The following is a 14,186-nucleotide window of genomic DNA, read 5'->3' as shown; positions in this document are numbered from 1 at the left end:
ATGCGGTGGGGCGAGCGTTCGTCCCGGTTCTATATTTCGCGGGTTGTTATTAGTTCGGGTTTCCCGTGGGGTTGAGCCTCGTTACCGACGGCTGTCCACGTGAAGAGGGGGCGCACTATACCGGTGCGCGGGCTCGCCGTCTGCATGTTGCGTGTCGAGCCGAGGAACGGCAGTGCCGGCGGTGGGCTGAAACGGTTCTTGTCTTGCCCGGAAAATCCCGCGAACAGAGGCTCCAAGGGGCCCGCATCACCGTTGCCAACCGTAGGAGCTGGCTGGCCAGCGAAGGGGCCCGTTTGAGCGGTGCCTGTCTTGAGGGCGTGTTCGCCGGCAAGCCGGCTCCTACGGGATTACAGCCAGAATTGCTCCCGGCGTTCTTGGAAGTCCTTCAGTTCACCCTGCTCCAGCAACTGGCGAATCCACGGCCCCAGCAGATCCAGCGAGCTGTCCAGAGGCGTGGGCCGCTGCCAGCGCAGCGGCACCCGGGCAAAGCGTTGCTGGTTGGCGCTGACGTTCTCCAGGATCTGCCGGTCCTGCTTGAGGATCACCTTGAACAGCGGCTGCAGCACGCCGCGTTTGATCCAGCCCGGCAGGCGGCCGCGGGCCGTGGCGATGCGCGCGAACAGCCGCAACTGGCCCTCGGCGGCGGGGCTCAGCCAGGCGCTGACCAGCAGGTTGAGCCGGCCCTGGCGGTCGCGGTATTCGATTTCCGCCAGCCCCGGCAGGCGAAAGCGCCCCATGCTCAGGCCGCGTTCGCCTTCGAACAGCCGGGAAATCAGCCCGGATTGGGTGCCTTCTTCGCTGTACTGCGCTTCAACCCCGTCTTCCAGCCGATGCACCCAGGCGCTAATGCGCTGGCGCTGGCGATCGTGGCGAATCCAGCCGGCGTGCACGAAGTGGGTGTGGAAACCGTCGAGGAAGTTCTCCGCGGCGTCCTGCAAGCTGCACTGCACCCGGTCGCTGATCCAGAACACATCCAGGGCCTGGGCCTGTTCGGCGGCGGCCACTGGTGGCGCATGCGGCCGCTCGCTGGCAAGGCTGGCCCACACCAGCCCCTGGGCTTCGCAGCTGTGCAGCGGCTGCAGCAAGGGCTGGCTGCAACGCTGCTGCTCCAGCCCGGGCAGTTGAGTACAACGGCCCTGGGGATCGAAGCGCCAGCCGTGGTAGGGGCACTGGATCTGCCCGTCGCGCGCCCGGCCGGCGCTCAGCGGCGCAAAGCGATGGGGGCAGCGGTCCGGTAATACGGCAGGGGCGCCCTCGGCGTCGCGAAACAGCACCAGCGGCACGCCGTGCAGGGTGCAGGCCAGGGGCTGCTTGTGCAGCTGCCGGCTGAGGGCGACGGGCCACCAGCCCGAGTGACTGTTCACAGTTTGAGCTTCCTCATCAGCGGTACGCCGATCCGTTGCAGCAGCATCCCCATCAGTTGCCACACCAGCCTGCGCGGCCAGGGCAGGTGGGCGACGTGGATCAGGCTGTATTCGATTTCGGGCTGGCCGCCACGCAAGCGCTTGAAGGCGGCGGCGCCGGAGCTGAAGTTGAGCACCTGACGGCGGTTCACCGCCTCTTGCAGGCACAGCCTGGTCAGTTGCCGGTACAGCCCGGCGCGCTGGGGCTGGGCGGTGTCGTAGCCAACGATGGGCGTGCTGATCAGCGCGCTGTTGGCGAACCAGCCCAGGGCGCCGTCGATGCGGCCTTCGGCGTTGCGCAGAGCGCGCACGTCCAGCCAGCCTTCGGCCTGCCCGCGTTGCAGCCATTGGGCGCTGTAGTGGGGGTTGAGGCGGCTGTATTTATCCAGGTACAGCAGGTTGTACAGCTGCTCGATGCGCTGGAAGTCGGCTTCGTTCAGCTGGCTGCCGGGCACCACCGTATAGGGGCTGCGACGCAGCAGGGTGGCATCCAGGCGGGTGTTGTGGTGGCGCAGGAAGGCTGAATTTTCGCCCTGGCGGCCGTCGAACAGGTACACCTGGCGGCTGGGAATCGCCAGGTAGCCCAGGGCTTGCAGGCGCTTGCGCAGGGCGCGGTTGCTGAAGTCGTTGAGCGAGCGAAAGCCAAAGCCGTGGTCGGGAAACGCCCGGCGCAGCAGCTCGGTGATCGCCGGCAAGTCCGCGCCGTCCCAGTCGGCCGGGTACAGGTTGGTGGACAGCAGCCAGTTGTTGACCTGCACCAGCCGGTCGACCTTGGCCGCGCTCAGCAGCCGGTCCACGCCCTGGGTCAGCAGCCTCAGCGGCCGGGCCAGCCAGGGCCGTTTCAGGCGCTGCAGTTCTTCCCGGGCGTAGCCGCTGTAGGCGGTTTGCGGCGACACCACGTAGCAGTTATCCACAGGGTCGTGGCCGTGGTTGATGCTCACCGGGAACTGATGATGGCCGGTGTCCAGCAGGGCCAGGGCGGTGCTGACGTTGCCGATCAGGGCGCCGCCGGCGCAGGTGCGCACGTACTGCCGGGCGTGGCTGTCGCCGGCGCTCGGGGGCTCAAGGGCCAGTTGCTCGGGCATCCACAGCTTCATCGGCGCGTTGCCCCCAGGGGTTGGCCGTTCCATTCGATATCGGCAGTAGAGGCGGCCAGCAGCCCGCAGCGGCGGGTCAGGGCGCGGCCGATGATCTCGCTCAGGCTCAGCAACTGGGCGGTCAGCGGGCCACGGTCACCGTCCTGGACGATCACGTCCCGGGCTTGCCGGTAGTCGTGCCAGAACGCCCTGCTCAAGGCCCGTTGCGGCGCGGCCAGAAGCAGCATGGCCAGGGCGATCATCCTGGGTTCCAGGGTCGCCTCCAGCGCAGTGCCGGCTTCGCTGCCCAGCGCCGCTACCAACGGCACGCGCTGGTCGTCGAACAGGTGCACGCCGCTGGTGGCCCTGGGGTTGCACTCCAGCACGTGGAAGCGGCCGTGCGGGTCCTCGATGAAGTCAAAACCCACCTGCCCGGTGTAGCCGGTGGCCCGGCCGAACTGCTCCAGGAAGGCGCGGATCGGCGCCGGGGCGCAGCTGTGAAAGTAGACTCCCGAGCCACGTCCGACCCGGTAGCGCGGCTGGTAGCTGCTGTGGGCGCGCAATTGGCCGTCCACCAGCACGCTGAAGCTGCAGTATTCCTGGCCGGGGACAAACTGCTGGGCCACCCAGGGCGCCTCGCTGCTGGGCCGGACCTTGGCCAACTGCGTCGGGCTCGGGCGGATCAGGGTCTGGGAGGCGAAGCGCGAATAGGCCGGCTTGAACACCAGGGCATCGTGCTCGGCGGCCAGTGCCTGCAACGCGGCCGGGTCATGCAGCACTCGGGTCGGCGGCGCGGCCACATCCCAACCTTGGGTCATGGCGGCGAAATCGCCCTTGTGGTGCAGGCGGTGCAGCAGCTCGAAATCGCTGGTGAACACCCGGCACAGCGGGCGCAGACGCTCCAGGCCGTGGGCCAGGTAGAACACCTCTTCGCAGGTGGGCAGCAGCAGGTCGATGGCCTGTTGGCGGATGACCCCGGCCAGGGCTTCGATCCAGGCATCCGGGTCGTGGCGCGGCTCCGGCAGGCGCACGAAGTGCTCGGCGGCGCGGCTGAAGCGGCTCAGGGGCTGGGCCAGGGAATCGGCCACGGTCACCGTCCAGCCGGCTTGGCTGAAGGCCCGGGCCCACTCCAGGCAGGCCGGGGCCCGGGCGCCGAGAATCAATACACGCATGGCAGTCCCTCGGGCAGTTGCAGCATCAGCAGGCGGCGTCTTTTCGTCTGTGGCGGCGGCGCCTGCCAGTGGCCGAAGCTCAGCTGTGGCGCCTGCAGCCCCTGTTGCGCGCAGAGCTCGGCGAGGGCCTCGCTCAAGCGTTGGCACAGCCCGTGGTAGTCGCCCGAGGTGCGCAGGTTGACCTGCCAGAGCAGCCCGCGCTGGTGGATTTCATATTCCTCAAGCGTCGCCCCCAGCATCAGCAAGGCGCGGCGCAATACGTCGGGGTAGAGCGGTGCCAGCTGCTGGCCGTCGAGCCGCGGCAGCCAGAGGATCTCGTCGGCGCGGCCTTCCACGGCGGCGATGGCCCGTTCCGCGCGGCCACAGGGGCAGGGCGCTTCGGCCACTCGCAGGATGTCGTTGAGGCGATAACGCACGATCAGCTGCGTACGCCGGGAAAAGTCGGTGATGATCGGCTGAAAGCGCGTGCGCTCAGGGTCCAGCCACTGCGGTTCGATGTGCAGGTGGCTTTCATTCAGGTGCAGGGTGCCGGCCTCGCAGGTGTAGCCGAGGAAGCCTTCGCTGGCCTGATAGATCTGCCGGGGCTTGAGCCCGAAGGCCTGCTGCACCACTTCGGCGTCGGTGCTTTCCAGCACTTCGGCCACCGACAGAATGTGCCGGGGGCGGATCGTCAGCTGCCCGGCCAGGGCCGCCTGGGCCAACCCGCGCAGCACCGTGGCCGGGGCCACCAGCACGTCCGGGTTCTGCTGGTTCAGGCGCTCCAGGGAGGCGGTCAGGCCCAGGGTCAGGTCATGAAAGGCGAAGTCGATGCGGCGGTTGGCCAGGGTGGTGTACAGGCGGCTGTTGGCTCGCAGGAAGAAGGCGATGCGCAGCGGCGCCAGCCAGGGGCACAGCAGCCGGGGCAGCAGGGTCCGGGGCAGGGTCCGTGCCAGCAGGATGCCGGCCCAGCGCTGGCGCTCCGCGCTGCTGACCAGGAACACCCCCTGGGCCCCCGAGGTGCCGCTGGACAGGCCCACGGTGATGTCCCCCAGGGTCGGGCTGAAGTCCCGGGAACGCTCGGCCTGCAGGGCCACCGGCAACACTTGTTCCAGGCTCAGGGCGCGGGTGTTGAAGGCGGCGAAATCGCTCATCAGGCTGGCCTTGTCCATGATCGGCAAGCTGTGCAGGCCATCGTGGGTCAGCCCGTTGAAGCGCTGGCCACGGGGCATGACCCGCGCCATGAAGTGCTTGAGGCGTCGGGCCTGCCAGGCTTCCAGGCGCTCGCGGCGACGAAAGCGCAGGGCATAGCGGCTGAACACGAAGGCGCCGATGCTGCGCAGGGTGCCCAGCAGGCGTTCACTGTTCATGGGCGAACGCCTCCCAGGCCTGGGTGCAATGGGACGGCAGCACCGCCACCGCCGGTTCGCGGCGGATCAACTGGCCCAGGCCGCTGTAGGTGCGCACGTACTGCTGACGGTCGGCGCTGGCAAACCACAGTGCAGGTGCAGCGGGCAGGCGTTCGGCGCGGCAGGCCGGCACCGACCAGCAGGCGTCGGCCACCAGGAACACCGGCCGGCCCTGGGCATCGGGGATGAACAGGCCCAGCTGGCCTTCGCTGTGCCCGGGCAACGGCACGCCGATCAGGCTGCCATCACCGAACAGGTCCAGGCCCTGCTCGAAGGGCGCCATCCAGCTTGGCAGCGCACAGCTGGGGCTGGCTTCGGCCAGGCGCAGGCGGGCGCCGAAGTCGTCCGGCAGCAAGCCCGGCAGATGGCCGCCGAGGGTGGCGCGCCAACGCTGGCCGCGCAGGCTGTCGATATGCCGATAATCGGCTTCCAGGGCGATGAAACGCGCGTTGGCAAAGTCCCGCAGCCCGGCGACATGGTCGGCGTGAAAGTGGGAAATGATCACATGGCGGATATCCCCCGGGCCGATGCCCAGCTCATGCAACTGCGCGCCCAATTGTTCGACCACCGGCAACTGCACCGGCACCGCACTGCGGTACAGGCGCTCGGGCAGGGCGCGGGTGGCCTGGAAGAAGTGCTCGGCGTAGCCGGTGTCGTACAAAATCCAGCCGTGCTCCGGGTGCTGGATCAGCCCGCACAGGGCCGGAAACTGCACCGGCGCCAGGCGCCCGCCACGGTCGGCCATGCATTCCAGGTGCTGGCACCAGCCGGCCCGGAGGATCTTCAAACTCACGCTGCGGCTCATGCTCGTTGTCTCTGCTGTGCCAGCCACCATTGGGCGTGCTGGGCGATGCCCTGGTCCTGGCTGATCACCGGGCGATAGCCCAGCTCGCGCTGGATGGCGCTGATGTCCAGGGTCTGACTGAAGGCCAGGACGCCGGCGCCGTAGCGGGTGATCAAGGGTTCGGCGCCGTTGCCCAGGCGCGCCTTGAGCTCCAGCAGGTGCGCCACGCCGTGCACCAGGGGCCAGGGCAGGCGGCGGGTGCGCAGCGGCAGCTGGAAGTGCTCGGCCATCTGTTGCAGCAGGTCCTTGAAGGCCAGGGGTGTGGCGTTGCTCAGGTTGTAGACGCACAGCGGGCGCGGCAGGGGCCGGGTCAGGGCCAGCCACACCGCGTGCACCAGATTGTCGACGCAGGTCAGGTCCAGCTGGGCCTGGCCGCCGCGCATCAGCGGAATCGCCCCGCGCTGCATCACCCGCAGCAGGCGCGGCATCAGGGTTGCGTCCCAGGGGCCGAACACCGCCCGGGGGCGCAGGATCACGCACTCGGGCAGCTTGGCGTCTGCCAGCAGGGTTTCGGCCTGGGCCTTGCTGCGGGCGTAGTCGTTCACCGGGTTTGGCAGCGGCTGGTCTTCGCGGATGCCCAGGCGGTCGCTGAAGTCGAAGTACAGGCTCGGGGTGGAGATATGCACCAGCCGCGGGATGCGGTTCTTGCCGCAGGCGTGGATCACCTCGGCGGTGGAGTCGAGGTTGGCCCGGGCAAACGCCTGGGGCGACCCCCAGGGTGAAGACAGGGCGGCGCAATGCACGATGGCGTCATGCTCGCGGCTGGCGTCGGCCAGCAGGCGCTTGGCCAACGGGCTGCCGTGCTCCAGGGGCAGCCAGCGCACCGGCGCCGGGCTGTGGGCAATCACCTCGGCCGCCGCCTCGGGGTTGCGCCCGCTGAACTGCACCTCACAGCCTTCGGCGGCCAGCTTCCAGACCAGATGCCGACCGATAAAACCGGTGCCGCCGGTGACCAGGATCTTCATCAGAACTCCAGGATCATGCCGCCGAGGGACAGGCCCGCGCCGGTGCCGATCAGCAGCAGGGTGTGTCCGCGTTGAATGCGCCCGTCGCGCACCGCGATGTCCAGGGCGGTGGGCAGCGAGGCCGCCACCTGATTGCCGTGCTGGGCAAAGATATCGATGACCTTGTCCGGCCCCAGGCTCAGGCGCTTGGCCGCGTGTTGCATGGCCTGCTGGCTGGCTTGATGAGGGATCACCCAGTCGATCCGTGCCAGGGGCAGCGCGGCTTGCTGCAGCAAGTCGTCCAGCAGCTCGGGCAGGTGCTTGGCCGCCAGGCGGAACACGCCCTTGCCCTGCATGGCGAAGCTGGTCAGGGGCTCGAACGGCACGTCGATGCGCCGCGGATGAAAGCGCGAACCGCCGGCGGGGATCTGGCACAGCGCCGCGCCTTCGGCGTAGGTCTTCAGGCGCGAGGCGAGGAGCTTCTGCCCGCCATGGCCCGGGCCCAGCACCACCGCCGCCGCGCCGTCGCCGAAGATGCCGCAGACTTCCACCTGCTGCCAGTCCAGGCCGCAGGAAGCGATATCGGCGCACACCAGCAGCACGCGCCGGTAATGCCCGGCCTGGATCGGCCAGGACAAGGTATCCAGGGCGGCGATAAAGCCCAGGCAGCTGGCGTTGATGTCCATGGCCGGAATGCCCGACTGCCCCAGGCCCAGCTCCCGTTGCAGCAGCGCGGCGTTGCAGGGCATGCCCTGGTCCTGAGTGCCGCTGGCGCAGACGATCAGGTCCAGCTGGCCAAGCTCCAGGCCGGCCGCCTGCAGGGCCTGGCGCGCGGCACGGGCGCCGAGGCTGGCGGCGGTGTCCGCAGGATCGGCGACGTGGCGCTGCTGCACCCCGCTGATGCGCGCCACGCTACCGGCTTCCAGGCCGAGCTGGCGGTCCAGCTCGGCACTGCTGACCACCCGCTGCGGCAGGGCGTGGCCGGTGCCGAGGATGGCCAGGGCGCGGGCCGGGCGGGGGGAGGACGCTGATGTGTGCATGCAAATTCCGTGTGTGGGGCGTCGGGGGAGGCTTGGTCAGGTGGCGGACGGCGGGACTGGGCATTGGCTCAGAAAGGCTTGCAGCCCTTGCTGATACTCCTCGGCGTCCATCAGTTCGCTGTGTTTGGCGATGCGGCAGGCCTGGTCTTTGCGCTGCATTTCGGCGCTGGCCACGTCATAGAAATTGGCCGCTTCACGCAGGTACACGACCTGCTCCCAGGTCATGCTGCTCTTGGCTCTGGGAGGTTTGTTCAGGGTGAAACCCTGGTCGTCGAAGCTCAGGTGGTAAGTGCCCTTGACAGCCTTCAAGGGCGCCCGCAGGCGGGCCTCGATCAGGCGGTGGTTCAGGCCGCGCAGCGGTGTCCGGTGCCGGGTGCGGGCCTGTAGGCGCTGGATCAGGCGCCCGGAAAAGCGCCACCAGAGCGGGATGAAGACCAGCGCGCAGAGCACCAGGGCGATGATCTTTTCCGGGGTAAAGCGCCGCTCGGGGAAATACAGCGCCAGGGGCGCGGCGATCAGGCACAGCAGCAGGATCAGCGGGCCGAGCAGGCGCCCCTGCCAGCGCGAGGTGGCGCTGGAGATCCGCGTCTCTAACTGGTCATGCTCAAGCAGCGCCTGGGGCAGTTTTTCGGCAAGCCGGGCTTCGGTGTGGGCCGGGGTGAGGCGGTACTGCAATTCCATGGCGGCTGAATCCGAGGTCCGTGTTCGGTGAGGGCGGCAGTTTACCGATTTCTCGGGGGCGGGTATCTGCGACGTGTGCGCCAGCACCCGTTCGCTGCTCAGGTTGGGAACTGTTCGATGTATCGCTCCACCCATTGATACAGGTGTTGCTCCAGCTGCGGCCGCTGCTGGTTGAATTGGTCCTGGTAGCGGTTGAACAGCGGGTCCTGGTTGATGCGCATGCTCAACTCGGTGGGGCTTTCGCTCTCGGCGTGGGTCGCTCTTAGTTGCTGCTGGCGCTGATCGGCGTGCTCCAGGGTGTCCGCCAGGTCGTCCAGTTGCAGGTGGCGCAATTGGGCGATGGCCTGGGACAGGTGAAAGTGCAGGGCGCTGTCGAAACCTTCCCAGCCCTCGAAGGCCAGCCACTCGTGCAGGATCATGAAGCAGCGCGGTGCCGGGGCCAGCGCCTCCAGTCGCGCGAAATCCAGCCAGTACTGGCGGGGCAGGTGCTCGGCGGTTTCGATGGCTTGGGCGATCAGGTCCAGGGCCTGGCCCGGGTCCCGGTGATGCTTGCGCAGAATGCGCTGGGTCAGGGTGAAGCGCGCTTCTTCTATAGCGTGCAGGGCGCGGTTCAGGTCGTAAGCGGCGGCGAGCAAGTGTTCCCGGGCTTGCTCTTGGGGCAAGCCGGACTTTTCTACCAGCACTTGCAGCAGCTCGGATTTGTACAGTTCGGCGGCTTGCTGCGGATTATTGGCGCAGCGGGCGAGCAGGGCCTGGGCATGGCGCAGGCCGATGGGGATCAGCTTGCGTAGCTGTTGCAGAGCTTGGGTGTGCGTCGGGTCCATCGACAGGGTGCCTTGGTCGTCATTGCCGGTGGCGGCGGGAGGCTGATTATCCACCGTGCCGAGCAAAACCTGTAGCCGCTGCCGCAGGCTGCGAACGGCCCGAAGGGACGCAGGGGTCTCAAGGTCGCTGAAGGTCCTGCGGACCTTTTCGCAGCCTCGCAGGCTCGGCAGCGGCTACAAAGAGGTGGCGGTCGCAGTTCAGGTTGGGGGTGTAGCCGCTGCCGCAGGCTGCGAACGGCCCGAAGGGACGCAGGGTTCTCAAGATCGCTGAAGGTCCTGCGGACCTTGTCGCAGCCTCGCGAGCTCGGCAGCGGCTACAGGTTGCGTCAGGGGCCGGGGCGGGCGCCGTCGAGCAGGGCGTCCACCACGGCGCGGGCCATTTCCACGGAATGCACCATGGACCAGATCAGCCCGCGCTCGATGCCGCTGGCCCGTTCGGTGATTTCATCGGACACCTCTTCGGCGCATTTGAGCAGCAAGGAAACGTGCATCAGCGCGTCTTCGGCATTCACCTCGGGCTGTACGGCAAACAGCGGGTGGCCCTGGGCGTCGCGCAGGCCGAAGGGGCGATGGCGGGTGCCGTGCAAGGCGGCCAGCAGGTTGGCGTTGGCGCGGTCCAGCTCCGGGTCGCGGCGTGGATGATCGGTTTGAAGAGGTGGGTCGGGGACGAGCTTTTTCATGAGACTGGTTCCTTTAGCAATTTAAGAAACCGCCGGATCTCACTTCCACATGAGAGGGTGGCAGCCGTGCGCAGGTGTGGAAGACCGGGCTAAAGGAACCGGCGCACCCGAAGGTGCCCTACGCACAGCCGCCATAGATCGAGTTCACCCAAGCCGCATCGGCAAGGGTGTTCGAATGAGACGACTGCACGTCCTTTATCCCAGACTTCCACATCCGGGCCGCTGATTTGGCAGCGGCACCGGGAGACTGCCTGATCGTTCGAAGGGGTACAAGGCGCTCAAAGGCGTGGGGGATTCTCTCGGATTTGCCCTACAAAACAAAGCGAAACGGCTCCGGCACTGGACGGTATTCCCTGACAAATCGGGTGCTGGGCAGGGGGATAGGGGCTTTGTTGAATGTGCGAGTGGGGTCGGGCAGGCAGAGTGTGCTGGCAGGTTTTGCGGCCCCTGCGGTGCCGTTCGCAGCCTCGCGGGCTCGGCAGCGGCTACAAAGAGGTGGCGGCCGCAGTTCAGGTTGGGGGTGTAGCCGCTGCCGCAGGCTGCGATCGGCCGCGCAGCGGGCGCAGCGATTTCAACGGCAGGCAAAAACAGCAGGCAAAAAAAAGGGCCTGGAGACGTATCTCCAAGCCCTCAAAAGGTGAGAGGTGTCTAGTCCCTCAACCTGGTGAGCGGTGTTGCATGTTTCGGGGGCGCGGCGGTTACGCTTTCAGCGGAACCAGGCGCGGGGCAATCATGTTTTCCGGACGCAGGATGTCGTCGAGCATGGCGTCGTCCAGCAGGCCTTCTTCGCGCACCAGTTCCAGTACGCCACGGCCACTTTCCAGGGCGATGCGGGCGATACGGGTGGCGTTTTCATAGCCGATGTACGGGTTCAGCGCGGTGACCAGGCCGATGGAGTGCTCCACCAGTTCGCGGCAACGGGTTTCGTTGGCGGTGATGCCGGTGATGCAGTGCTCGCGCAGCATGTCCATGGCGCGTTGCAGCAGGCGGATCGAGTCGAAGATCTTGAAGGCGATCAACGGCTCCATCACGTTCAGTTGCAGCTGGCCGCCTTCGGCCGCGATGGTCAGGGCCAGGTCGTTGCCGATGATCTGGAACGCCACTTGGTTGACCGCTTCCGGGATCACCGGGTTGACCTTGCCAGGCATGATCGAGCTGCCGGGCTGACGCGCTGGCAGGTTGATTTCGTTGATGCCGGTGCGTGGGCCGCTGGACAGCAGGCGCAGGTCGTTGCAGATCTTCGACAGCTTGACCGCGGTGCGCTTGAGCATGCCGGAGAACAGCACGAAGGCGCCCATGTCGGAGGTGGCTTCGATCAGGTCGGCCGCCGGTACCAGCGGCTGGCCGCTGATGGTGGCCAGGCGTTGTACGGCCAGGGCCTGGTAGCGCGGGTCGGCGTTGATGCCGGTGCCGATGGCGGTGCCGCCCAGGTTGACTTCGGTCAGCACTTCCGGCGCCAGGGTCTTCAGGCGAGCCAGGTCTTCACCCAGGGTGGTGGCGAAGGCCTTGAATTCCTGGCCGAGGGTCATCGGCACGGCGTCTTGCAGCTGGGTACGGCCCATTTTCAGGACGTGGCTGAATTCGTCACCCTTGGCGGCGAACGACTGGATCAGGCTGTCGAGGCTGGCCAGCAGGGCGTCGTGACCCAGCAGCAGACCCAGGCGGATCGCGGTCGGGTAGGCGTCGTTGGTGGACTGCGCCATGTTCACGTCGTTGTTCGGGTGCAGGTACTGGTATTCGCCCTTGCTGTGGCCCATGGCCTCCAGCGCGATGTTGGCGATGACTTCGTTGGCATTCATGTTGGTCGAAGTGCCAGCGCCGCCTTGAATCATGTCCACCACGAACTCTTCGTGGAAGTCGCCGCGGATCAGGCGGGCACAGGCCTCGCTGATGGCGGCATGCTTGGCTTCGCTCAGATGACCCAGTTCGCGGTTGGCGTCAGCAGCTGCCTGCTTGACCATTGCCAGGGCCACGACCAGTTTTGGGTAGTGCGAAATCGGAACGCCGGAGAGACGGAAGTTGTTCACCGCTCGCAGGGTCTGGATGCCGTAATACGCTTGAGCCGGTACTTCGAGTACGCCAAGCAGGTCTTTTTCTGTGCGGAAAGATGCAGCGGAGGACATGACGGAGATCATCTCGTTAGGGACCCGGTCTGTGCCGGGAACGCTGCGAATCCTAGGCCGAAGGGAATTTTTGGGCCAATGCTGTTAAACACTGGGCTATGCATATTCGGCATAATGCCGGTGTGACGTCGCTTTGTCGGCGAGCGTGTGACCTAAAATGGTGCGTGTCCGGGAGGACGTGATGAATCTGGAAAGCAAATGGCTCGAGGACTTCAGTGCCTTGGCCGCCACCCGCAGCTTTTCCCAGGCTGCCGAGCGACGTTTCGTGACCCAGCCGGCCTTCAGTCGGCGCATCCGCAGCCTGGAAGCAGCCCTGGGCCTGACCCTGGTCAACCGCTCGCGCACGCCGGTGGAACTGACGGCGGCGGGGCAACTGTTCCTGGTCACCGCGCGCACCGTGGTCGAACAGCTCGGCGAGGTGGTGCGTCACCTGCATCATCTGGAAGGTGGCCAGGGTGAGGTGATGCAGGTGGCGGCGGCTCACTCCCTGGCGCTGGGCTTCTTCCCGCGCTGGATCGCGCAACTGCGCAACGAAGGGCTGAACATCGCCACGCGGCTGGTGGCCACCAACGTCGGTGACGCGGTGCACGCCCTGCGCGAAGGCGGCTGCGACCTGATGCTGGCCTTCTATGACCCGGACGCGGCCTTGCAGATGGACTCGGAAATCTTCCCTTCGCTGCACCTGGGGCACACCGAGATGCTGCCGGTGTGCGCCGCCAACCCCCAGGGCAAGCCGCTGTTCGACCTGGAAGGGGAATCCAGTGTGCCGCTGCTGGCCTACAGCGCCGGGGCCTTTCTCGGGCGTTCGGTGAACCTGCTGCTGCGCCAGCGCAACCTGCGATTCACCACGGTCTATGAAACTGCCATGGCCGACAGCCTTAAAAGCATGGCCCTGGAAGGGCTGGGCATTGCCTGGGTGCCGCAGTTGAGCGTGCGGGCCGAGCTGGCCCGGGGCGAGCTGGTGGTGTGCGGCGGCGCGCAATGGCATGTGCCGCTGGAGATCCGCCTGTACCGCTGCGCCCTGGTGCGCAAGGCCAACGTGCGCTTGCTCTGGCGCAAGCTGGAAGGCGCCGCCGCACAAGCCGCGGCCACGTAGGAGCCGGCTTGCCGGCGAAAGCGTCGGCCGGGAGGGTGGTGATCGTAGGGCTGGCCTGTTCGCTGGCAAGCCAGCTCCTACGGGAGATGGGCGCAGGCTTTTTTGTAGGAGCCGGCTTGCCGGCGAAAGCGTCGGTCGGGAGGGTGGTGATAGCAGGGCTGGCCTGTTCGCTGGCAAGCCAGCTCCTACGAGGGGTACGGGATTGACCTGGGAGTCAATAAAACCGGGGTTTTGCGCCGGAAATACTTTGTTCGACAGATGGTCGGCGAAAGTGCGTTTAGCGCGGCTTTTTCGGTATACTGCGCGGCCTTCGGCCGGTTCGTCCGGCCATAATTCGTACAGTCAAGCCACGCATTTTCGCGTGGCTTGTTGTTTTTGACGCGCCTGCGGGCGCCCAGAGAGAAGAGGCACGACGATGAGTGCACTGGTTGGCGTGATCATGGGCTCCAAGTCCGATTGGTCCACCCTTAGCCACACCGCCGATATGCTGGAAAAGCTCGGCATCCCTTACGAGGTGAAGGTGGTGTCCGCTCACCGCACCCCGGACCTGCTGTTCCAGTACGCCGAAGAGGCTGAGGCGCGTGGCATCGAGGTGATCATCGCCGGTGCTGGCGGCGCGGCGCACTTGCCGGGCATGTGTGCGGCCAAGACCCACCTGCCGGTGCTGGGCGTGCCGGTGCAGTCGTCGATGCTCTCGGGCGTGGATTCGCTGCTGTCCATCGTGCAGATGCCCGCCGGCATCCCCGTGGCCACCCTGGCCATCGGCAAGGCTGGCGCGATCAACGCGGCCCTGCTCTCGGCGAGCATCCTGGGCGCCAAGCACCCGCAGTTTCATGCGGTGCTGAAAAAATTCCGTGCTGAACAGACAGACAGCGTCCTGGACAATCCAGACCCGCGCGTCGCCTGAGGTTGTTGACG

The 14,186-nt window shown here is 66.8% G+C and carries 13 protein-coding genes; 2 read left to right on the top strand and 11 right to left on the bottom strand.

Going from position 1 to position 14,186, the window contains the following annotated elements; translation table 11 throughout:
* Positions 1 to 347: 347 nt before the first annotated feature.
* From POS17_RS30160 to aspA, 11 genes are all read right to left on the bottom strand, one after another.
* The gene (locus POS17_RS30160) at positions 348 to 1,364 is read right to left on the bottom strand and encodes a Rieske 2Fe-2S domain-containing protein (RefSeq protein WP_060841780.1); all 1,017 of its coding nucleotides are present in this window, start codon (positions 1,362 to 1,364) and stop codon (positions 348 to 350) included.
* Positions 1,361 to 2,533, bottom strand: coding sequence for a hypothetical protein (locus POS17_RS30155; RefSeq protein ID WP_231978991.1), 1,173 nt, complete (start codon positions 2,531 to 2,533; stop codon positions 1,361 to 1,363). The genes POS17_RS30160 and POS17_RS30155 overlap by 4 nt, the downstream gene beginning before the upstream one ends.
* Positions 2,497 to 3,651, bottom strand: a complete 1,155-nt coding sequence (locus POS17_RS30150) for an ATP-grasp domain-containing protein (RefSeq protein ID WP_060841778.1) — start codon at positions 3,649 to 3,651, stop codon at positions 2,497 to 2,499. The genes POS17_RS30155 and POS17_RS30150 overlap by 37 nt, the downstream gene beginning before the upstream one ends.
* Positions 3,639 to 4,997: a F390 synthetase-related protein gene (locus POS17_RS30145; RefSeq protein ID WP_060841777.1), complete on the bottom strand. Its 1,359-nt coding sequence runs from the start codon at positions 4,995 to 4,997 to the stop codon at positions 3,639 to 3,641. Before POS17_RS30145 ends, POS17_RS30150 begins: the two co-directional genes overlap by 13 nt.
* Positions 4,987 to 5,841 (bottom strand): MBL fold metallo-hydrolase, encoded by an 855-nt coding sequence (locus POS17_RS30140; protein WP_060841776.1) that lies wholly within the window; start codon positions 5,839 to 5,841, stop codon positions 4,987 to 4,989. The genes POS17_RS30145 and POS17_RS30140 overlap by 11 nt, the downstream gene beginning before the upstream one ends.
* Positions 5,838 to 6,845: an NAD-dependent epimerase/dehydratase family protein gene (locus POS17_RS30135; RefSeq protein ID WP_060841775.1), complete on the bottom strand. Its 1,008-nt coding sequence runs from the start codon at positions 6,843 to 6,845 to the stop codon at positions 5,838 to 5,840. The genes POS17_RS30140 and POS17_RS30135 overlap by 4 nt, the downstream gene beginning before the upstream one ends.
* On the bottom strand, positions 6,845 to 7,864 hold the full coding sequence (locus POS17_RS30130; protein ID WP_060841774.1) for a beta-ketoacyl-ACP synthase 3: 1,020 nt from the start codon (positions 7,862 to 7,864) through the stop codon (positions 6,845 to 6,847). Before POS17_RS30130 ends, POS17_RS30135 begins: the two co-directional genes overlap by 1 nt.
* Positions 7,865 to 7,900: 36 nt before the next feature.
* Positions 7,901 to 8,545 (bottom strand): hypothetical protein, encoded by a 645-nt coding sequence (locus POS17_RS30125; protein WP_060841773.1) that lies wholly within the window; start codon positions 8,543 to 8,545, stop codon positions 7,901 to 7,903.
* A 98-nt stretch (positions 8,546 to 8,643) separates the two neighbouring features.
* A complete protein-coding gene (locus tag POS17_RS30120; RefSeq protein ID WP_231978990.1) occupies positions 8,644 to 9,423 on the bottom strand; it encodes a hypothetical protein in 780 nt (259 codons plus the stop codon).
* Between the two features lie 272 nt (positions 9,424 to 9,695).
* Positions 9,696 to 10,049 (bottom strand): DUF6124 family protein, encoded by a 354-nt coding sequence (locus POS17_RS30115; RefSeq protein ID WP_060841772.1) that lies wholly within the window; start codon positions 10,047 to 10,049, stop codon positions 9,696 to 9,698.
* Positions 10,050 to 10,747: 698 nt separating this feature from the next.
* Complete coding sequence (gene aspA, locus POS17_RS30110; RefSeq protein WP_060842033.1) at positions 10,748 to 12,172, bottom strand: aspartate ammonia-lyase; 1,425 nt, start codon at positions 12,170 to 12,172, stop codon at positions 10,748 to 10,750.
* Between the two features lie 181 nt (positions 12,173 to 12,353).
* Between aspA and POS17_RS30105 the strand changes: the two genes are divergently transcribed.
* The gene (locus POS17_RS30105; RefSeq protein ID WP_060841771.1) at positions 12,354 to 13,268 is read left to right on the top strand and encodes a LysR substrate-binding domain-containing protein; all 915 of its coding nucleotides are present in this window, start codon (positions 12,354 to 12,356) and stop codon (positions 13,266 to 13,268) included.
* A 415-nt stretch (positions 13,269 to 13,683) separates the two neighbouring features.
* On the top strand, positions 13,684 to 14,175 hold the full coding sequence (purE, locus tag POS17_RS30100) for a 5-(carboxyamino)imidazole ribonucleotide mutase (RefSeq protein ID WP_016967060.1): 492 nt from the start codon (positions 13,684 to 13,686) through the stop codon (positions 14,173 to 14,175).
* Positions 14,176 to 14,186 lie beyond the last annotated feature (11 nt).

It is taken from the genome of Pseudomonas sp. Os17 (assembly GCF_001547895.1).
In the GTDB taxonomy this organism is placed as follows: domain Bacteria; phylum Pseudomonadota; class Gammaproteobacteria; order Pseudomonadales; family Pseudomonadaceae; genus Aquipseudomonas.
This window is presented reverse-complemented; position numbering and strand designations above follow the sequence as displayed.